Raw genomic sequence first — 20912 nt, 5'->3', positions numbered from 1 at the left:
GTTCCCCGACTGGGCAGTGCTCTGGCCACGCCCGACCGAAGGCCTGCCTCCCGCGCAGCTCCTCGTCCTGATCCGGCCGGACCTCGATGCGGACGAGCGAGGACAGGAGGAGGGGTGGCCGGCATCACCCCATCAACGGCTCGAGCGCATGGTCCGCGAGACCGGCGTCGAGGCTGGCGTGCTCGTGGCCCGCAACGCGCTTCGGCTGATCTACGCGCCGCGAGGCGAGACGGCGGGATGGATGACCTGGCCGCTCGCGGCGCTGGCGCGGACCGAGGGGCGGGCGCTGCTCAGCGGCCTGAAGGTCGCCTTGGGAAACCAGCGGCTCTTCACAGGCCCGCCGGAGAACCGGCTCCAGCCCCTTATGAAGGCCTCCCGCGAGTCGCAGAACGACGTCTCCGAGAAGCTCTCGGAGCAGGTCCTGGGCGCGCTGCACGAGCTCCTTCGCGGGCTTCACCGCGCCGACCCCGACGCCATCGGGGCCCTGGCCCGGAAACGGCCGCAGCATCTCTACGAGGGGCTGCTCACGGCCCTCATGCGCCTTGTCTTCCTCCTCTACGCGGAGGACCGGGATCTCCTGCCCACCTCGCGCGAGCCCCGGGCGCGGAATCTCTGGCAGTCGGGCTATTCGGTCGCCACACTCTTCGCGCGGCTTGAGGATGACCAAGCCACGAACCCCGACACCATGGACGACCGCTATGGCGGCTGGGGGCAGATCCTGTCGGTGTTCCGTCTCGTCCACGAGGGGCATCCGCACTGGATCAAAGGGCGAGGCGGCAAGCTCTTCGACCCTAAGGTATTCCCGTTCCTTGAGGGCGGCGTGCCCGGCGGGTCGGAGGCGGTCCTCCGCGTCTCCGACGGCTGCGTCCATCGCATCCTGCGCGGGCTGATGACGCTGCCTGCCCGAACGGCCGACGGGGCGCGGGAGCGGGTCTCCTATCGCGCGCTCGACGTGGAGCAGATTGGGTCGGTCTACGAGACTGTCATGGGCTTCACCGCCGAGGCCGCGCCCGAGCGCATGATATGCGTTCGGGACGAGAAGCGCCTGCCGACCTTCATTGGCGTCGACACGCTTCTTCGACTCAAGCCTGCCGCGCGCCAGAAATGGCTCAAGGAGCAGGGCGTCGATGCCAAGGGCAAGGCCTGGGAGGCCGCACTCAAGGCCACGACCGAGGCGGACCTCCTGGCCGCCCTCGGCGCTGTCGCGGATCCCCGCGGCTCACCTGAGAGGTCACCCATCCCGCCAGGGCACCCAATCCTCCAGCCGACCGCGGAACGCCGGCGTTCGGGGAGCCACTACACGCCCCGCTCCCTCACCGCGCCCATCGTGGCGCATGCCCTCGCACCCGCCTTCGAGCGGCTGGGCGATGACGCGCGGCCTGATGATGTGCTCGACCTCAAGGTCTGCGATCCGGCCTGCGGGTCAGGGGCCTTCCTTGTGGAGGCCTGCCGGCAGATCGGGGAGCGGCTCGAAAGGGCCTGGGGCAAGCACGACTACCTCAAGCCCGCGATCCCGCCCGACGAGGACGAGGCCACCCACGCCCGCCGCCTCGTGGCGCAGCGCTGCCTCTATGGCGTGGACCGCAACCCCATGGCGGCAGACCTTGCCAAGCTCTCGCTCTGGCTCGCCACGCTGGCGGCGGAGCACGAGTTCACCTTCCTTGACCACGCCATCAAGGCGGGGGACAGCCTCGTGGGGCTCACGGCCGAGCAGATCGCGCAGGGGTCCTGGACCCACGACAACCGCGACGCGGCGCTGTTCCTGCGGGGGGCGGTGCAGGAGCGGCTTCAGGGCTGGCGCGAGGCGCGGTCGCTGGTCCGACGCGCGCCGCACGACGCCTCCGAGGTGGAACTGTCGGGCCTCCTCCGCACGGCGGAGAGCCGGCTGGCCGACATCCGCGCGACGGCGGATGCCATCGTCGCCACCTTCTTCACGGCCGAGAAGCCCAAGGCCCGCCTCGCCGCCATGAAGGCGTTCCAGGGCGAGTTCGACAGCAAGAGCCGCGACGGGCTCCACGGCTTCGACCTGTCCCACGCCCGCGCGGCGCAGGCGCGGGCGCAGGGGATCACGCCCTTCCATTGGGAGATCGAGTTCCCGGAGGTCTTCGAGCAGGGCGGCTTCGACGCCATGGTGGGCAACCCGCCCTTCGCGGGCAAGAACACGATCTCGGACGGGTCGGGGCCGCTCTACATCCCCTGGCTCCAGCTCCTGCACGAGGGCGCGCATGGCAACGCCGACCTCGTGGCGCATTTCTTCCGGCGGGCCTTCGGGCTCCTGCGGACGGGAGGAGCCTTTGGGCTCATCGCCACGAACACCATCGGACAGGGGGACACGCGCGACACGGGGCTTCGGGCCATCCTGGGGCAGGGAGGCGCGATCCTGCGGGCGCAGAAGCGGCTTAGGTGGCCGGGCGCGGCCGCCGTGGTCGTGTCGGTCGTTCACTTGGTCAAAGGCAAGGCGCGGAGCCCAGTGCTCGATGGCAGGCAGGTCGGGCGCATCTCTGCTTATCTGGTACCAGGGGAGTTCGATGCGGCTCCGTACGCGATCTCCCAGAATGCCAATCTTTCATATGAGGGCGCAAAGATATATGGGAGCGGCTTCACTTTCGACGACGACGCTGCCGCAAAGGGGGTGTCGGAGTCTTTGGAGGAGATGCACCGACTTGTAGCCGCAAATTCGCGGAATGCTGATTGCATCATGCCCTATATTGGCGGTGAGGAACTAAATAGCTCACCAACTCAAGCTCACGATCGTTACGTGATCAATTTTGAAGATTATCCCCTGCGACGCTCGTCGGACCTGCCTTCCTGGCTTTCTATCAGTGAAGCCGTGAGATCTGAACTGTCGCGTGGGGGAATGGTACCCAGCGATTATCCCGGTCCAGTGGCGGAGGACTGGGGTGATCTGGTTGAGATAGTTCGGCGGCGAGTCAAGCCTCAGAGAGACGTACTCGGTGACGATCCCGATGGCCGTTATCGTAAGCATAACTGGTGGAAGTACGGCCGAATTCCCTTTGGTCTCATGCATGGTTTGAAGCAAGTCGACTGGGTTCTTTGCATTTCCAGTGTCACGCCGCATCTCGCAATGGCGAGGATGTCCAGTAAGTACACTTTCTCGCATGCCTTGAAAGTATTCCTTTTCTCGGATTTCGCTCCCTTCGCCGTTCTCCAATCTCGCATCCACGAGATCTGGGCGCGGTTCTTCTCCTCCTCCATGAAGGACGATCTCCGCTACGCCCCCTCCGACTGCTTCGAAACCTTTCCCTTCCCGCTGGGCTACGAGATCGACCCGGCACTCGAGGCTGCCGGGCAGGCCTACCATCATCACCGCGCGGCGCTCATGGTCGCGACGGACCTCGGCATGACCAAGACCTACAACCGCTTCCACGACCCTGAGCGGACGGACGAGGGGATCGTGCGGCTCCGCGACCTCCACGACGCCATGGACCGGGCGGTGCTGCTTGCCTACGGCTGGGACGACCTCGCAGAGGCCGTCCGCCCCGTGTTCCTCGAGAAGCCCGAGGGCGAGAACGGTAGGGGCGGCCAGCACGGCGAGCCCGAGGACGAGCACACCTACCAGGGTCGCCTCCACTGGCCGCAGGAGATCCGCGACGAGGTTCTGAAGCGCCTCCTCGCTCTCAACGCCGAACGCCACGCCGAGGAGATGGCGGCCAAGGGTGCCGAGAGCCCCCTTGAGCGGGCGAGGCGCCTCAGCCAAGCTGCGGCGGAGTAAGGGGTACGAATGCCTGACGATCACGCCGAACTGCCCAAGCCCGTCGACCGCCTGTCGGCCCTGCCCAAGCCCGCATCGCCTGTGGAAGTCCGGGAGCGCCTTGTGGAGATGCTCCGGCGCGACTTGATCGGCCCGCATCCGGACCTCGACCCCGACCTCGCGCGCGAGGTGCTGGGAAAGGTCCCGCCCTCGACCTTCTACCTCGCCGGGATGATCGCGCCCTCCATCGACGCGCCCATGGCCCCGCCGCCCTCGCCGGAGGATCAGGCCGAGGCCGCCGTGGACGACCTGCGCGGCGAGGAGACGCTGGGCGACCAGCCCGTGCGCGACGACGAGGGGGCGGCGGAGGGCGGGCCGGCGAAGAAGCGGAGCTTCCTTCCGTCCTCGGTCGGCCTCACCGTGCTCGTGCCTGAGGGAGCGTCGAGGATCGAAGCCCGCATCACCTGGGGCGACTACCAGCCCGAGCCGCCGCTCGAGGCCGCGCTAGTCCTGCCCGAGGCCGCACCTCCGGAAGGCGGGGCGCCCCTGCTGGGCGAGGACGGGAAGCCCGTGCGAAAGCCCTACGCTTCGGATCTCACGTGGCGGCGCATCCCTCGCGAGGAGAGGGTCCCCCTGGACCTGATCGAGGGCGCGCGGGATGTGGTGGTGCCGGGGAGCCGGACGCCAGGGCGGATGGCCTTCGCGGACGGGCTGGAGCTCGCGCTGCGGGTGCGTCCGGTGCGCGAGACCGTGCTGCCCGACGGGACCGTCCGCCGGACTCGGGCGGTGAGCGTGTTCCTGGTCAACCGCCGCGCCCGCGTCGTGCGCCGGTATGCGGACATCGCCACGGCGTTCCAGGCGCGGCTGGAGCTTTCCTGCGAGGAGGGGTTCGCTCCACGCGACGACCTCTCTACCTATCACTCTGAGGATCCCGACGAGCGGCTGGCCGACCTCCATTACGGCGAGGCCTGCACCTTCGCGGCCGGCCACAACATGTCGGCCGACTGGGAGGAGCCGCGCGAGGGGCGCATCCGTCGCGTCTGGACCGAGCCGCTGCCCTGTGAGGAGGTCAAGGGCGTCACCGCCGACCTGTCCCGCGAGGGGGTGGAGCTGCGGATGGAGGAGCTGGCGGCCGCGGCGGAGAAGGGACCCGAGGCCCTGCGGGCTCTGCTGGACGCGCTGCCGCGGCTCTACGGCGAGTGGGCGGCCGCCCAGGCGGCGACCGTGGGCACCCTGGCCCCGCGCCGGCGCGAGGTGGCGGAGCGCTGCCTGAAGGAGATCGGCGAGGCGCGCGCGCGGATCGAGAAGGGCCTCAGGCGCCTGTCGGGCGATCCCATGTCTCGCGAAGCCTTCGCGATCATGAATCGCGCCATCGCCCGGTCGAATCGGCAGCGTGAGGCCGTGGAGCGGAAGGTCGCGCCGGATGAACTCGGGCCGCCGAAGTGGCGCCTGTTCCAGATCGCCTTCATCCTCCTCAACCTCGACGGCCTCGCCGACCGCGAGAGCGAGGATCGGCCGGTCGTGGACCTGCTGTTCTTCCCGACGGGCGGCGGCAAGACGGAGGCCTACCTCGGCCTCGCGGCCTTCGCCATCGCGCGCCGGCGGCTCGCGAACCCAGGCCTGACCGGGGCGGGGCTGAGCGTCGTGATGCGCTACACGCTGCGCCTCCTCACGCTCGACCAGCTCTCGCGGGCGGCGGGCCTCGTCTGCGCGCTCGAGCTCGAGCGGGTGGAGAGCAAGCGTCTAGGGAACTGGCCGATCGAGATCGGGCTCTGGGTCGGCGGCGCGGTGACACCGAACCGGATGGGGTCGAACAAGGACGACGGCGACCGGACGCTCGTGGGGTGGCTGAAACGCATGAAGAAGCAGGGCGGACCCACGCCCCTGCCGCTCAAGGCCTGCCCCTGGTGCGGTCACGAGATCGGGCCGGACTGCTTCACCGCCCGGCCCAACATGATGAAGCCCGCCCAGCTGATCGTGAACTGCTCGAACCCGACCTGCGAATTTGCCGAGCGGCTGCCGATCGTCTCTGTGGACGAGGAGATCTATCGCCGACTTCCCGCCTTCATGATCGCCACGGTGGATAAATTCGCCAACGTGCCTTGGGAGGGGAGATCAGGTGCGTTCTTCGGCCATGTCGACCGCCATGATGGCGCCGGGTTCTACGGCGCCGCCGAGCCGCGCGAAGGCCGGAAGCTTCCGCAGGAACTGCCGGCCATCGACCTCGTGATCCAGGACGAGCTTCACCTGATCTCGGGGCCGCTCGGGACCGTAGCCGGGCTCTACGAGACGGCTTTCGACCTGCTGGCTTCAAGAATGGTGAACGGCGTCCGGCGCGGCCCGAAGATCGTGGCCTCGACGGCAACGGTGCGACGCGCTGACAAGCAAATCAGGGCCCTGTTCGGCAGGGGGGAGACGCGCATCTTCCCTCCGCCGGGCCCTAGCCGCCACGACAGCTTCTTCGCGGAAACGGATCGCGGTGCCCCGGGACGACTCTACCTCGGCGCTGGGGCGCCGGGGCAGGGGCCGAAGCGGGTGTTCCTGCGGACGCTCCAGACGCTTCTCGCGGGGGCGGCGGCGCTTTCCTCAGGGACCAAGGACGATCCCGCGGACCCTTACCTGACGGCGCTCTGCTACTTCAACGCGCTCCGCGAACTCGGCGGCGCTCGGCGGATCGTCGACGACGAGGTTCGCAGGAACCTCTCCCACTACGGCGTGGACCGTGTCCGCGAATCGCCGGTGGGCGTGCCCTTCGTGAACCGGTCCCTGCACGAGACGATCGAACTCACGTCGCGGGTAGCCACCGACAAGGTCGCCAAGGCGCGCAAGGCCCTAGGGCTGCCGGCCATCGACAAGGGCTCGGCCCATGTGGCGCTCGCGACCAACATGATTTCCGTGGGCCTCGACATCCCGCGGCTCGGCCTCATGGTGGTGCAGGGGCAGCCCAAGACGGCTGCGGAGTACATTCAGGCGACCTCCCGGGTCGGCCGGTCGCGGGGAAAGCCGGGGCTGGTGGTGACGCTGCTCAATCTCCACAAGCCTCGGGACCGAACCCATCACGAGCAGTTCCGCGCCTTCCATATGAGCTTCTATCGCGCGGTGGAGGCCACTAGCGTGACGCCGTTCGCCTCGCGCGCGCTCGACCGTGCGCTCGCGGCCATGCTGGTCGCCGCCGTCCGCCACCTCGACCCGGCGCTCACGCCCTCCGAGGCTGCCGAACGGGCAGCCTCGCGCGATGAGATCGTTCGGATCGTGCGCGAGGAGGTGACCGCGAAGATGATGCTGTCCAACTTGCCACCCGATGAGCGCGCGGGCGTCTTGTCCCGGCTCGACGATCTACGAGCCGCCTGGGCCGACATCGCAGACGAGCAAACAAACGGCGGTGGCGAGTTCCGGTACGACAAAGGCGCTGAACCCCAGCGCCTCCTTCAGGAACCCCTGAAGCCTCTGCCCACGGATCTCGATGGCCGACGTGCGTGGTTCGCGGCCGGCCGATCCATGCGTGAAACCGAGCCCGCGGCGCTCCTGATGCTCAGGCGCCCTGACGGAAGTCCCATGAAGACGAGCCCATGACAAGCGACGTTACTCAAGGATTCAGCCAGTTCCTGTACACCTACGGGCCGGGCGCGATGATGGATCTGCCTGAGCAGGGGGTGATCGTGGCGGGCGTGCAGGATTGGCGGCTCGGCTCCGAGGGCGTGTCACGGCTGATCGAGGAGCCACGCCTGAGCCGCCTCCTGATGGAACAGCTCGATGATGTCCGGCTTCCGGAAGGCACGGTGCCCTCCCTACGAACCCCGCCGTTGCACGATCCCGACCGGAAGGACTTCAATCGGCCTCACGTGCCTGTCCGGATCTTCCCGGAGTGGTTCGTCTGCGACCCGGCAAAGGGCGAAGCTCCCACGGGCGGCGAGACGCGGCGCCTCATGACGGAGTTCAGGAACCTGACGGTCAAATCGGACGAGTCGCTCCGAGGCAATGTCGATGGCACCGAAGTCAGGGTCAGCCCGATCCGCTTCGTCGCCGCCTGCCCAAAGGGTCATCTGCGGGACATCGACTGGCGGAGGATGGTTCATGAGGCTGGCGACACCTGCCGACGGCCGCTGCGATGGGTTGAGCGTGGCGTCAGCTCGGACCCGACGGATGTGACGGTTCGCTGCGATTGCGGAAAGTCGGTGTCGCTCGCCAATCTTCATGTCCCCGGCCGCCTTGGCCGATGCGACGGCTCGAGCCCCTGGATGAATCGATGGGACCGGCCAGAGGAAGGATGCGATCAGGATCTGCATCTCCTCGCGCGATCGGCAACGAATGCGTACTTCCCGCAGGTCGTGTCGGTGATCTCGATGCCGGTCGAGAGCGCGGCCGCTGCTGCGGCCCTGGAGGATCACTGGTCCACTGTCGAGGCAATCCGCGCCTTCCCGGGCTTCCCTGCGATGCTCAGGGCCCTTCCACAAACCGCACCTGCCTTCGCGGCGTTCACCGACGAAGAGATTTTGGAAGCCCTGGCGACCCGTGGGGGGGGCGGATCTGGACAGCATCCCGATCCACGTATCGAGGAGTTCGATCGGCTGTCTGCACGGACGGCAACGATTGGTCGGGAAGGAGCGAACTCACGCCTTCTGGGGCGACGACTGGATCTCGACACCCTCGTCATCCCTTCACGGATCAAGGGCCTCTTGGCGGGCCTCGTCCGGGTCGACCGGCTCAGGGAGGTGGCCTGCATCTACGGTTTTACCCGCCTTGAGGCAGCGCCGTCGGCCACGGAGAGCGAGCTCGACGAGATTCACCTTGCTGTGGAAGGCGCGCCGGTCGGCGCTGGGACCGCGTGGTTCCCGGCGGTCGAACAGCTCGGCGAGGGCATCTTTCTGCATCTTGATCCCGAAGCCATCGCGGCTTGGGCCTCGCAACCGGAGGTCCTGGATCATGCGCGGCGACTGCGACGAGGGGAGGAGCTCGAAGCACGTCGGCGAGGCGTCCAGCATCCTGAACATCTCGGTGTCGTCTATTGGGCGCTCCACAGCCTCAGCCATGCGCTGATGATCGAGTTGTCCCTGGAATGCGGATACCCACTCTCTTCCCTGAAGGAGCGCATTTACGCGAGCAAGCCTGACGGTGTCCCGCGCTACGGTCTGCTCATCTACACGGCGACCTCAGGGGGGCAGGGAACCCTCGGAGGCCTGAGCGACATGGCCTCGCAGGTGCCGAAACTCCTGGCCCACGCTCTCGATGGTCTCACGACATGCTCCAATGACCCAGTCTGTGTGGAGCATCGGCCTGACGATCAGCACGATGATCGCCACCTCCACGGCGCGGCCTGCCACGCCTGCCTTCTTGTGCCAGAAACGAGCTGTGAAGCGCGGAACGGCCGGCTGGACCGTGCCCTTCTCATTGGGTCCGACACCGTTGTGCCGCTTTTCGAAGTCGGCCTCGGGTATGATCCTGGGCTTCCGTGAGCGTTGACTGGGGGTTGTTGCGCATCCTTGTGGCGGGTGCTCCAGTGGGGGCACGGGCACCGATCTGCGCGTGCATGAGCATGTCATCTTCCGCCCGCTGCCGCACCACGAACCAGCCTGACTACAACTGGGCGCTTCGTCTTCGTGACTCTTTGCTAGTCTGGCCTTGCGGCAGACGACTGGAATGGTGGCGAGATTGCTGAGACTGACGGGGCTGGACTGGCCTGTGCCGAACTTCTTGACGTTGTGCCGACGGCAAAGGACCGTCACCATCCAGATCCCCTTCCGCCGGTCGGGTGCTCCCATCACCCTGCGAGTCGACAGCACGAGTTTGAAGATGCGCGGTGACAGCGAGTGGCAGGTGCGCAAGCACGGTCCTGGGCGGCGGCGGCAATGGCGCAAGGTGCATCTGGCCATGGACACGGTCACTGGGGACATCTTTGGGGTGGAGTTCACCTCCAACTAGACAGGCGACAGCCCGGTGCGACCTGGCCTGCTGGCGCAGATTCCGGCCGACCAGCCGATCGTCACCGTCACAGCGGATGGAGCTTACGACGTCCGCATGTGGCACGACGCCTTAGCTGGGCGCGGCGGCACAGCCGTCATCCCGATCCGCAAGAACGGCGGTCGCAGGACAACAGGACGGCCCCGCCGCAAGGGCCAGGAACGAGACCCTGCGGCCGATACGCCAGTTCGGCCGGGCCTGTCTCGGAAGCGGCTGACCGGGTACCACGCCCGAAGTCGGATCGAGGCCCAGATGAGCCGCCACAAGAGCTCTGGGGCAAGCGCACCGCCTCACGTGACCCCGACCGCCAAGCCGCCGAGATCCACACACGTATGGCACTGACGAACCGCTGCTCAGGCCTGTGCAGGGCCGAGATCGTGCGTGTCGCACAAACCCAAGGGGAAATCGGCAACTCCGCTCTCAAGCCAAGTTACTCAACAGCGCCAACGACCGCTTCTTCAAGGCCGGCTCAGAGACCCATATCGAGCTGGTTCGGATCAGGAGCCGCACCAGACACGATCCCTGGCATATAGGGGACCGTGTCCTCTGCCGTAGGAGCGGACTTTGCTCGACGAACAGTGTTGCGCCGGGCCTGCGATGCATCCGGCGCCGGGCGACCGTCAAGCTCCACTGGGATCGTCCGGAGCGGCGAGACCAGGGGCACATGATCACCGACAACCGGCAAAGACCAGGGCAACCTCGTGGCGCGAGCCGCAGCCTCCTCGGCCGCCCGGCGCAGGACACGTTCGCGTTCCAACTCCTCCATGAGTTCCTCTTCACGGTGCGCGAGGTGGGACAGCTCCTCGCCCCGAGCGGCGAATGCCTTCTCGAGGCTTTCCACCTTGATGTTGTATGCGGCGACCACGTCGGCATGGTGGCTGTCCATGCTTTGGACTTGTCTGACGTGCGACGCGGTCTGACGCGCGTTCGCAGCCGCACAGAGGGCGCGGATGCCCGTGGCTGCCGTCGCGAGCGCACTCTCGATGCCAATGACGAGTTGCTCGGGGAGTTCGTCTGCTTCCGCGATCGGAGCGGTGGTCCGTGAACTGAGGTGCTGGTTCCAGAGCTCCTCGATGCGGCTGTATTTCCCCTTCGAGCCCAGGGCCTTGAAAACGTCCCAAGCCGTGACCATGCCCACGCCTTTCTCGCGTTCGAGCGCTTGGCCCGTCGCGATGATGTCTTCCTGTGTATTGAGGGTACGCCCCTGTGCCATGTTCCGTCTCCTTGTTGCTGGATGACAGGAACATTGGTCGGATTGCCAGGGGACGAAAAAACAAACGCAAGAATTCCGCCGGCACAACTGACTGCTCTGATCGGTAAGCCTCTTGAGTTCCGGAGGAAGGATCAGTCCCTACAGAATCAGCCCTCGGGTCGCTCGGTCAGTGAGTTGGTCGGAAAGGACGTCAGTCAGTCGGTCAAGTCAGAAAGTCATTCAGTCGGTCGGGTAAGTCGGTTTGTCAGTCAGCAAGTAAGGTCAAAGGTCAGAGAATTCGATCAGGGATCTGGGCGTCATCTCCTCCATGCCCGGAACAGGACCACCTTGCCATTCGACGGCGCCTTGCAGGCTGAGAGCGCCCATGACGGGCTGGAGGTGGTAGAACAGGCGGAGGGGATCCTCACCGTTCTTGCCTGCGGAGCGAGCAGTCAGGCTGTGTTCCCGGGCAATGCTCAAGTCGCCACCACCATCGAGGACCCCATGCCTCCCCGTCGAGACGCGCGGCACAAGGACCCAAGTGGCGCCATGTCGGCCCTGATGCGGGTGCCAAGCTCATAAATGCCATGTCGAGGTTGGCCGGGATGGGTCATTTGGGCCGCATTGCAGTCAGGTTAGCCGGGGACTCAAGCTCCGGCCAATGCGGGACGCATCGGGTCCATTCCCCTTATTTGCCTGCTCCTGACCCGGTACATTTTTGTCCGAGGGGACCTGGGACCAAGTCCCTGGTATGCAGCACGCCAGCCTTGATCTCGTCAGCGCCACGCCCGTTGCGCGCCTCCTCTCGACCGCTGATTACATGCGGCTCCTCCATCCTGTCGACGGCTGGGGAAAGGCCACGCTTGTGATGATCCACGACGCCGAGCGGGCCACCTCCCGGACCCTCGGCCTCGATATTCTGCCCTTTGCGTCCGAGGTCGTTCTCGATCAGTCGGCTTACGTTTCGCTCAACAGATACTATGGACCTCGAGGGCGGAGCCGCCTGGCGGCCCTCAACGCCTTGTACCTCGATCTCGACTTCTTTCGCCTGCCGCAGTGGCAGGGCAGGGGCCCTGAACAGATGGCGCGCCTCCTCGAGCTCTCGCTTATGAAGCTCAATATTCCACAGCCCTCGGTGGTGATCGACACCGGACGGGGCCTTGCCGTGCTATGGCTCCTCGAGGACCTGGCTCCTGCGGCGGCCCCCCGTTGGCGGGCTTGCCTTAGGGCCCTCATCAAGCTCCATCTTGATTTCGGGGCGGACCCGGCCTGCTCGGATGCCGCCAGGGTCTTCCGGGTGCCGGGAACGACGAACAGGAAAGCCAACCGGCCGGTTCGCGTGCTCTCTGGCACGCTTGCACGCCATCCGTTCGACGACCTCGCCGACGCGATCTGGGCCGCAAGCGGTCGGCCGACCCGCGCTGAACTCGAACATCGGCGCCAGAAGGCGCGGGATCCCCAGACGCCCGCGCGCCCGAGGGGGCTGCCCGCGGTGGCGCGCTTCGCGCAGGTCCTGCGCGATCTCGAGCGCCTGCGCGAGGCCTGGGGCGGGCAGGTGCCCGAGGGCTTGCGCAACTCCTGGCTCCATATCTTTGCCACGGCGCTCACGCATACGACTGATGCAGGCGAGATCGGCCCGCGCATCGAGGCCGTGGCAGGGGACGCGACACCGGGTCTCCCGCCCAGCGAGGTTCGGGCGCTGATTATGTCGGCGTTGAAGAAGGCCGAGGAGTCCCGTTCCGTAGTGCCGGGGCAGGGTGGCCGCTACCATTACTCCGGCGCGCGTTTGGCAGAGATCCTCGGTGTTAGCGACGACCTCGCCCGCGAGCTGAACCTGGAGCAGATCTTCTCAGTGGCGGAGCGTGCGAGGCGCAAGGCCGCCCGGGCGAAGACGGGGCGCGCTGGGAAAGGGGCAGTCTCGCGCGAAGTGTATCTCAAGGAGCATGCGACATCGCGCACGCAGCCGTGGAAGGCCGCCCGTGTGTCCCGAGCCACATGGTATCGCAGGCAGCAGTTTGCCGTTGAGGCCTCAGAAGACGTCGGCAGGGGTGATGGGCCGGGCCTCAACGAGGCAGAGTCACAGCTGCGGGAGGCTAGCGAAGCCCCTCTAGAGACCGACGCCGAAGCTGTGAACCTCGGCAATGGGTCGGGGCCTCAGTCCATTCCGTGCAGCGCACCGGTGAAGACCGGGCCCCTCCCGGGATCCTCGAAGATTGAGCCTGCCGCACTCATAAGTGAGATCTTCTGGGATCCAGCATGGCGTCCGCCGGCCCCCGCAAGAATTTTGCGTCTGCTCGCTTCGTCCTCGCCCGAACTGACCAACCTTGTTTCTGGCGGCACCGAGCCGTCGGACATGAGGAGGACACCATGAGTGTCGAGGTGAACGCAGACGACGGGCTGGCGCCGGTGCAGGTGACCTTGGACGTCCCGGGGCGCCTTGCCCGCGACTATGCGGAGCTGGTCCGGGTGGGCGTGTATCTGTCGATCGAAGAGGCGATCCGGGAGGCCCTCGTCGCGGGCTGGCGATTCAATCGGGGCCCTCACCACACCATCCGCCTCGATTGGTCGCGGGATCCTGAGGAACCCTCGGAAGACTTGCCCGATCAGGCGGACCAGGCCGACGCGGCCGAGAAGGCCTGATCGCAGGTGGGCGGCCCCGGGGTCGCCCATCCTTTCCAAGGCTGATCTAAACCTCAGCCAGGGAGCGCCGGCCTGTCCGCCTGCGCCCAACCTCCTGCCGGCCTGCTTGACGGCGTTTTGGCGAATGCCGGGCCAGGAGACCCTGTTACGACCCACCTCGACCACGACCTCGCAGCCGTTGAGGCCGTCCTGCTCGCTGCACCCCCGCCATCTGCGCACGCCTGCAGGGAAGCTCTTCTGTGGAACAAGGCGGCGCTGCGGCGCTTTCAGCCCTGATCCTGAGCAACCGTAACAGCAAGGCGTTCAAGGGGCGTCCCATGGTCCTGTCCTGGATAGCGACCAATCGGCCCTGGCACAGGGACATGCACCCTTGAGACAGGTGCGTGTCCGCAACAGGGGGGCGTAGCCCAGCCGAAGGCGAAGGCCGATAGGCCACACCCCTTCTTTGGCCACCCCCGGCGCCCGCGGCCGCCGAGCCCAAAAATGGCATGCGATCGCTGGGAGGACGCTGGAGCCAATTCTGGCAGGAGACAAGCATAGGTGGGCAGCCAAACGAATGGGGACAGCGCTGCCTGCCTGCGCTGACTTTCGCTCCGGGCTCCCAAGACGAAGCCCAGAGCGGCGTCGGCCAGGCAGAGCGAACCTGAGCAGTCCAAGATCTCGACTGGCTTCACAACAGCCTTTGTAGGCCTTTGGGCATGCTCATGGCGAGACCGAGATGGTCACCAGGATCTGCACCGGGCTGCCTCAGAAAGAGCGGCAAGAAGATTTGTCATCCCAGCATTTTGGGACGGGGCGCGATGGTCCGAAGTCCTGCGGGACCTAGAGGAACCACTCGAATGCCTGCTGCACGTCCATCTTTGAAATCCGTGTCGAACGTCGTTGGCGCTCTCATTGCGCGCGGGCTTACGCCCGGAGCGGTGCACGTCAATGCTGACGGCACGTTCCGCGTCGAACTCGCTGCAGGGGCTACACAGGCATCGGATGAGCTTTCTGAGGCAAATAACAAGCAACCCTGCACTTGGGAGAATTTGTAATGAAGATGAAGATGGAGATGGTCTTCCCAGGCCTCTGTAAGGAAAAGTCGAACATTGGGACGCCTCGCTGGCGCGTTCGCGTGGAAGGTGACAAGACACAGAAGATCACCATTCCTGTGGGACCAGGTCACCGGCTTTTCGAGGATTGCTATAAGGCGGCGCGTGCCGGGAAGAAGGTGACCCTCAAGGAGCTCGACAAGCCCTCGCGCGGGACCCTCGATGAACTTCGGGAAAAGTACGTCGAGGCGATGACCACGATGATCGAAGCCGGCAAGATGAGTGAGCTCACGAAATCCGGGCGGGAGCGTGGCTTGCGCCAGGCTTGCGACGTCGAGAAGAAGGGTGTTCGGATCGGATCCTTGAAGGCCAACCTCCCTGAGGAGGCCTTCAACTACATCCTGGACTCGTTTGGAGCCCAGACCGGTGCGGCTGAAACCTGCCTTAAGGCGCTGAAGGCCGCCTATACCTGGGGGAAAGGACGTGGGTTCCCGAAGGACTCGGCTGTTTTCGAGCTTGCCAGCCCGCATAAGGGTCGGGGAGGCGCAACGCCCTGGACCGATGAAGATGAAGCGCAGTTTCTGCGTCATCACGGCACCGGAACGATGGCCCGCCGGTGGTTCTACCTCGCCAAGAACATGGCAGGACGGATTGGCGACACGCACGTCATCGGCCCGAAGCAGATCAAGTTGAAGGACGGTCACGCATCTTTGGCGTGGCAGCCGAGGAAGAAGGGTTCAAAGCCGGTTGAAGTGCCGGTGATGACCGAGCTGGCTCAGGAATTGAACGTCGGACCCTCTCACCCGGAGGCATTTCTGTTGACGGAGTATGGTCGGCCGTTCGCCTCGTCCGGAGCACTGGGCAACAAGATTCGGGACTGGGTGATCCAGGCCGGACTTGTGAAAACCGTTGAGGTGAAGAGCGAGGGCAACGTGTGGGCTGTGAAGAAAGCCGCTCGTTCGCAGCACGGTATCCGGAAGCGGGTGGCCGAGCAGATCGCAGAAGCCGGTGGCACCGAGTATGAGATCATGGCCCGTCTCTCTCACAGCGACCCGAAGACGGCGGCTATCTACACGGCCAAGGTCAACCGTAAGAAACTGACAAAATCCGGCTTCGAGCGCGTCGAGGGACGGACGGAGCTGGTCTGAGGCCAATCATTCCGAGGTGTCCCACAGATCGCCGAGATTGTGGGACACCGATTGGCCAAGGCCCAGAGTACACGGGATTGCGATGCGTTTGGACCGCTCGACGTCAAAGACTCAACGTAAATGCTCGGGCGTCTGCGATTGGGCTGTGTCCCACACCCGGCGGAACGTGGGGCACCATCTCTGGTAACCCACCGCAAACACTCGCAATTTCAAGATTGTTGGCAGCCCGTAGGGGAGTCGAACCCCTCTTCCCAGGTTGAAAACCTGGTGTCCTAACCGATAGACGAACGGGCCGCGGCAGGTGGGCGCTTCCTAGACAAGGCGCGCGCCGGGGGCAAGGGGGCGCGTGGCCTCCCGTTGCGTCAGCGCCGGATCGCGGGGGCGGCGTCCTCGAGCTGGAGCTGGACGCTGCTGCGGCCCTGCCAGGTGTTGATCTCCAGCCGCCCGGCGACGTGGAAGCGCCCCGCGCCGGGCAGGAGCCGGGCGAGCGGCCCCTCGGCCGCGCCGAAGGCGATGGCGTCGATGCGCCCGCCCATCCCGTCCGCGAGGGCGAGCTTGAGGTGCCCGTTGCCGACGACGCGCTGCATCGACACCGAAAGGTCGGGAAAGGCGAATCGCGGCGAGGGGGCGGCGGCGCCGAAGGGGCCCGCGCGCTCGATGGTCTCCACGAGCGGCGGCTGCGCGGCCTTGGGCATCAGCACGCCGTCGAGCGGCAGGTCGCGCGGCCCGCCCGCCCCCGCGCCCTGCCGCGCGAGCAGCTCGGCCAGCCGCTCCATCGCGGCGGGGAGCTTGGCCCGCTCTACCGTCAGGCCGGCGGCCATGCGGTGCCCGCCGCCGCGCAGCAGCAGCCCCTCGGCGGCGACGCGGTGGATGGCCGCGCCGATGTCCACGCCGGGCACCGACCGCGCCGAGCCCTTGCCGATGTCGCCGTCGAGCGCGATCACCACGGCGGGGCGGTGCGTCGCCTCCTTGAGCCGCGCCGCGACGATGCCGACGACGCCGGGGTGCCAGCCGTCGCCCGCCGCCCAGGCGAGCGGCCCGTCGCCGCGCCCCTCGGCCTGCGCGAGCGCGGCGGCCTGCACGCCCGCCTCGATCTCCCGCCGCTCGGCGTTGTGGGCGTGGAGCCTTTCGGCCAGGGCCTGCGCCTCGTGCGGGTCGTCGGTCGCCAGGAGCCGCGCGCCGAGGTCGGCCTGCCCCACGCGCCCGCCGGCGTTGATCCGGGGGCCGATCACATAGCCCAGGTGATAGGCCGAGGGCGCGGCCGTGACCCCGGCCACGTCCTGCAGCGCGGCAAGGCCCGGCCGTTCGCGCCGCGCCATGACGAGGAGGCCCGAGCGGACCAGCGCCCGGTTGACGCCGGTGAGGGGGGCCACGTCCGCCACGGTGGCCAGCGCCACGAGGTCGAGCATCGCCATGAGGTCCGGCCCCGGCCGGCCCAGCGCCTTCAGCCGCCGGTTCGCCTCCACCAGCAGCAGGAACACCACCCCCGCGGCGCAGAGATGCCCGAGGTCGCCCGATTCGTCCTGCCGGTTGGGGTTCACCACGGCGACGCAGGCGGGCAGCGTCTCGGCCCCGAGGTGGTGGTCGAGCACGACGACATCCGCCCCCGCCGCCGCCGCGATCGGCCCGTGGGAGAGGGTGCCGCAGTCGACGCAGAGGATGAGGTCGTGCCCGGCGGCGAGCCGGGCCATGGCGGGCTCGTTGGGGCCGTAGCCCTCCTCGATCCGGTCGGGGATGTAGAGCGTGGCCTTGAGCCCGAAGCCGCGCAGCCAAGTGAGCAGCAGCGCCGCCGAGGCGCCGCCGTCCACGTCGTAGTCGGCGAAGACGGCGATCCTCTCGCGCCGCTCCACGGCCTGCAAGAGCCGGTCCGCCGCCGTCCCCATGTCGCGCAGCCCCAGCGGGTCGGGCAGCAGGTCCCGCAGCTTGGGGTCGAGGAAGCCCGCTGCCTGCCCGATGCCGACGCCCCGCCGCACCAGCGTCAGCGCCACCGCGCGGTCGAGCCGGGCGTCCCGCGCCATGGCCTCGGCCAGCCGGTCCTCCTCCAGGCTGGGGCCGACCCAGCGCCGGCCGGTGAGCGAATCGGAGACGTCGAGGAAGGGGGTCATCCTTCCCGTGTCGCGCGGGCGGGCCATCGATGGCAAGGGGCGCGTGGGCGGTCGTCGGGGCAGGGGGGCCCTGCCCCCCTCGGCGCGAGGCGCCTCACCCCCCGGGATATTTGGGACCAAAGGAAGCAAAACAGCCGCCCCCGGCGATAAGCCAGGAGCGGCCTTCCTTCGGTGCGGTCATCGGCGTCCCCGCCTGTACCGCGCCATCCTTCTAGCCCAGCAGTGATTAAGGAAAGGTTATCCTCTTCCTTTGGTCCCAAATATCCCGGGGGGAGCGAAGCGGGGGGCAGCGCCCCCCTGCGACATGGGCCCCCTCAGCGCACCGGGTTGGTGTAGCTCATGCGCCGCACCGACCCGGTCTTGCTCCGCATCAGCACGGTTTCGACGGTGATGGCGTCGGGGGTGCGCCGGATGCCGGGCAGGAGGCTGCCGTCCGTCACCCCGGTCGCCGCGAAGATCACGTCGCCCGTCACCAGGTCGTCGCGCGTGTAGACCCGCTCCAGGTTGGTGATCCCGGCCTTCTGGGCCCGCCCCCGCTCGTCGTCGTTGCGGAACAGCAGCTTGCCGTAGATCTGCCCCCCCATGCACTTGAGCGCCGCCGCCGCCAGCACCCCCTCGGGGGCGCCACCGCTCCCCATGTACATGTCGATCCCCGTCGAGGGCTCGGCGCAGTGCATGACGCCGGCCACGTCCCCGTCGGTGATGAGCCGCACCTTCGCCCCCGTCGATCGCACCTCGGCGATCATGGCCTCGTGCCGCTCGCGGTCGAGGATGCACACGGTGACGTCGCGCGTGCTGACCCCCTTGGCCGAAGCCAGCGCCGACACCCGCTCGGCCGGGCTCATCGCCAGCGTCACCACCCCCCGCTTGAACCCCGGCCCCACCGCCAGCTTCTCCATGTAGACGTCGGGCGCGTGCAGCAGCGTCCCCCTCGGCGCCATCGCCACCACCGCGAGCGCGTTGGGCATGTCCCGCGCCGTCAGCGTCGTCCCCTCCAGGGGGTCGAGCGCGATGTCCACGGCGGGGCCGTTCCCCGTCCCCACCTCCTCGCCGATGTAGAGCATCGGCGCCTCGTCGCGCTCCCCCTCGCCGATCACCACCACGCCTTGGATGTCGAGCATGTTGAGCTGCCGGCGCATCCCGTCCACCGCCGCCTGGTCGGCGGCCTTCTCGTCGCCCCGCCCCACGAAGTCGGCGCAGGCGATGGCGGCGGCCTCGGACACGCGGGCGAGGCCCAGGGACAGGAGGCGGTCGGAGAAGTCGGGAGTGGCCATGGGGAGCGGTCCTTGCTGATGGGTCGGGCGAAGGCGTAGCCCGCCCTCGCGCCCGCGTGAAGGACCGGGAGCGCTAACGGCCCCGCAGGACCGTCGTTTCCCCGCTCACACCGCCTCGATGCGGATCGCCACTGGGGCGCCCTCGACCACGCCGGTTTCGGGCAGGGCGGCCAGCGCCTCGTCCAGCGCGGCGCGCGTCGTCTTGTGGGTGACGATCAGGACGGGCGCGCTGCCCTCCTCGTGGCCATACTGCCGCATCCGGTCGATGGAGATGCCCGAATCGCCCAGCACCCGCGCGACCTTGGCCAAGGCTCCGGGCTTGTCCACCAGCCGCAGCCGCAGGTAGTGGGGGGCGGGCACCGCCCCCTTCGCGGGCCGGGCACGCGCCAGCGTCGCCGCCGGCTGGCCGAAGGTCGGCACCCGGTTGCCCCGCGCGATGTCGATGAGGTCCGACAGCACGGCGCTCGCCGTCGGCCCGGCCCCCGCGCCCGCGCCGCGCAGCACGACCTGCCCGACCGAATCGCCCTCCAGCACCACCATGTTGGTCCCGCCCTGCAACTGCCCCAAGGGCGAGGTCGCGGGCACGAGGCAGGGCCGCATCCGCTGCTCCAGCCCCCGCCCGGTCATCTGCGCCACGCCCAGCAGCTTGATCTTGAACCCCATGTCGGCGGCCCGGCGGATGTCCTCGATCGTCACCGACCCGATCCCCTCCAGCTCCACATGGTCGAAGGCGACCTGCGTCCCGAAGGCGATGGCCGCCAGCAGCGACAGCTTGTGCCCCGCGTCGATCCCATCCACGTCGAGCCGGGGATCGGCCTCCAGATAGCCCAGTTGCCGGGCCTCCTCGAAGACCTCGGCATAGGGCAGGCCCGCCTCCTCCATCCGCGTCAGGATGTAGTTGCAGGTGCCGTTCATCACCCCCATCACCCGGGTCATGCGGTTGCCCGCCAGCCCCTCGGTCAGCGCCTTGATGACGGGGATGCCGCCCGCGACCGCCGCCTCGAAGCGCAGCACCCGGCCCGCCTCCTCGGCGGCCAGCGCCAGCGCCTGCCCGTGATGGGCCAGCATCGCCTTGTTCGCCGTCACCACGTCGTGCCCGGCGGCCAGCGCCGCCTCGGTCGCCGCCTTGGCCGCGCCCTCGTGGCCGCCCATCACCTCCACGAACACGTCGATGTCGGGGCGGCGGGCCAGCGCCACCGGATCGGCCTCCCAGGCATGGGCGTCCAGCGGCACGCCCCGGTCCTTGGCCCGGTCGCGGGCCGACACCGCCACCGCCTCGATCGGCCGCCCGGCGCGGGCGGCGATCAGATCGCCCTGCGCCTGGAGGATGCGAAGCACCCCCGCCCCCACGGTGCCGAGTCCGGCGATGCCGATGCGGAGCGGTGCGGTCATGATGGCGGAACCTCGCGGAATGGAACGCGCGGAGCGTTACCCCGTCCGCCCGGTCATGGCAACGAAGCGCCCGGTCCCGTGCCCGGTCCCGTGCCCGGATCCGCCCGCAGCGCTTCGGCCCGCGCCCGAAGGGCCGCGAGGCGTCCGGCGTCCGAGCGCCCCGGCGCGGGGATCGCCCCCGCCCGCGCCGCGAGGGCCTCGGCCCGCGCGGGCAGGCCGCCGTCGTCGGGGGCGGCCGGCAACGCCTCGGCCCGGGCGAGGATCGGCCCGAGCGGCACCAGCGCGGGCGGCGGCGCGACCCGCTCGGCCTCGGGGATGCGGGCGTCGAGCGCGGGCGTCTCGGCGCAGGCGGCGAGCAGCAGCAGGAAGGGCAGGGCGCGAATCATGGCCCATGCTACGCCCGGGGGGCGTTGCGCGAAACGGCCCCGAGCGTTCGGGACTGTCAGATGACGTTAAC

Annotated in this window: 11 protein-coding genes, 1 tRNA gene and 1 pseudogene; 7 read left to right on the top strand and 6 right to left on the bottom strand. The window is 68.0% G+C overall.

Translation table 11 applies throughout. From position 1 onward, the window contains the following. Nucleotides 1-148: 148 nt before the first annotated feature. The 4 genes and pseudogenes from J2Z33_RS02530 (at nt 149) to J2Z33_RS02515 (ending at nt 10012) form a co-directional block, all read left to right on the top strand. Nucleotides 149-3733, top strand: a complete 3585-nt coding sequence (locus J2Z33_RS02530; protein WP_209837588.1) for an Eco57I restriction-modification methylase domain-containing protein — start codon at nt 149-151, stop codon at nt 3731-3733. Nucleotides 3734-3742: 9 nt separating this feature from the next. Next, on the top strand, nt 3743-7285 hold the full coding sequence (gene drmA / locus J2Z33_RS02525; RefSeq protein ID WP_209837586.1) for a DISARM system helicase DrmA: 3543 nt from the start codon (nt 3743-3745) through the stop codon (nt 7283-7285). Beyond that, on the top strand, nt 7282-9165 hold the full coding sequence (gene drmB, locus J2Z33_RS02520; protein ID WP_209837584.1) for a DUF1998 domain-containing protein: 1884 nt from the start codon (nt 7282-7284) through the stop codon (nt 9163-9165). Before drmA ends, drmB begins: the two co-directional genes overlap by 4 nt. A gap of 184 nt (nt 9166-9349) precedes the next feature. Next, a pseudogene (locus J2Z33_RS02515) lies at nt 9350-10012 on the top strand (IS5 family transposase). A gap of 127 nt (nt 10013-10139) precedes the next feature. Here J2Z33_RS02515 and J2Z33_RS02510 read toward each other — a convergent pair. Further along, the gene (locus J2Z33_RS02510; protein ID WP_209837582.1) at nt 10140-10883 is read right to left on the bottom strand and encodes a hypothetical protein; all 744 of its coding nucleotides are present in this window, start codon (nt 10881-10883) and stop codon (nt 10140-10142) included. A 730-nt stretch (nt 10884-11613) separates the two neighbouring features. On the opposite strand from J2Z33_RS02510, the gene J2Z33_RS02505 reads away from it, so the two are divergent. The 3 genes from J2Z33_RS02505 to J2Z33_RS02495 all read left to right on the top strand — a co-directional run bounded on the left by J2Z33_RS02505 (nt 11614) and on the right by J2Z33_RS02495 (nt 15684). Continuing rightward, complete coding sequence (locus J2Z33_RS02505; RefSeq protein ID WP_209837577.1) at nt 11614-13233, top strand: DNA-primase RepB domain-containing protein; 1620 nt, start codon at nt 11614-11616, stop codon at nt 13231-13233. Beyond that, complete coding sequence (locus J2Z33_RS02500) at nt 13230-13502, top strand: hypothetical protein (RefSeq protein ID WP_209837575.1); 273 nt, start codon at nt 13230-13232, stop codon at nt 13500-13502. Before J2Z33_RS02505 ends, J2Z33_RS02500 begins: the two co-directional genes overlap by 4 nt. Nucleotides 13503-14538: 1036 nt before the next feature. After that, nucleotides 14539-15684, top strand: a complete 1146-nt coding sequence (locus tag J2Z33_RS02495; RefSeq protein WP_209837573.1) for a site-specific integrase — start codon at nt 14539-14541, stop codon at nt 15682-15684. Between the two features lie 219 nt (nt 15685-15903). Here the strand turns inward: J2Z33_RS02495 and J2Z33_RS02490 are convergent. The 5 genes from J2Z33_RS02490 to J2Z33_RS02470 form a co-directional block, all read right to left on the bottom strand. Continuing rightward, nucleotides 15904-15978: transfer RNA gene (locus tag J2Z33_RS02490), tRNA-Glu, on the bottom strand. A gap of 68 nt (nt 15979-16046) precedes the next feature. Then, nucleotides 16047-17789, bottom strand: a complete 1743-nt coding sequence (gene recJ / locus J2Z33_RS02485; protein WP_209837571.1) for a single-stranded-DNA-specific exonuclease RecJ — start codon at nt 17787-17789, stop codon at nt 16047-16049. 314 nt (nt 17790-18103) lie between these two features. Beyond that, a complete protein-coding gene (glpX, locus tag J2Z33_RS02480; protein ID WP_209837569.1) occupies nt 18104-19063 on the bottom strand; it encodes a class II fructose-bisphosphatase in 960 nt (319 codons plus the stop codon). Between the two features lie 105 nt (nt 19064-19168). Further along, nucleotides 19169-20455, bottom strand: a complete 1287-nt coding sequence (locus J2Z33_RS02475; RefSeq protein WP_209837567.1) for a homoserine dehydrogenase — start codon at nt 20453-20455, stop codon at nt 19169-19171. Nucleotides 20456-20508: 53 nt separating this feature from the next. Next, nucleotides 20509-20841, bottom strand: coding sequence for a hypothetical protein (locus tag J2Z33_RS02470; protein ID WP_209837565.1), 333 nt, complete (start codon nt 20839-20841; stop codon nt 20509-20511). Nucleotides 20842-20912 lie beyond the last annotated feature (71 nt).

Origin of the sequence: Rubellimicrobium aerolatum (assembly GCF_017872975.1) — a bacterium.
Taxonomy (GTDB): domain Bacteria; phylum Pseudomonadota; class Alphaproteobacteria; order Rhodobacterales; family Rhodobacteraceae; genus Rubellimicrobium; species Rubellimicrobium aerolatum.
This window is presented reverse-complemented; position numbering and strand designations above follow the sequence as displayed.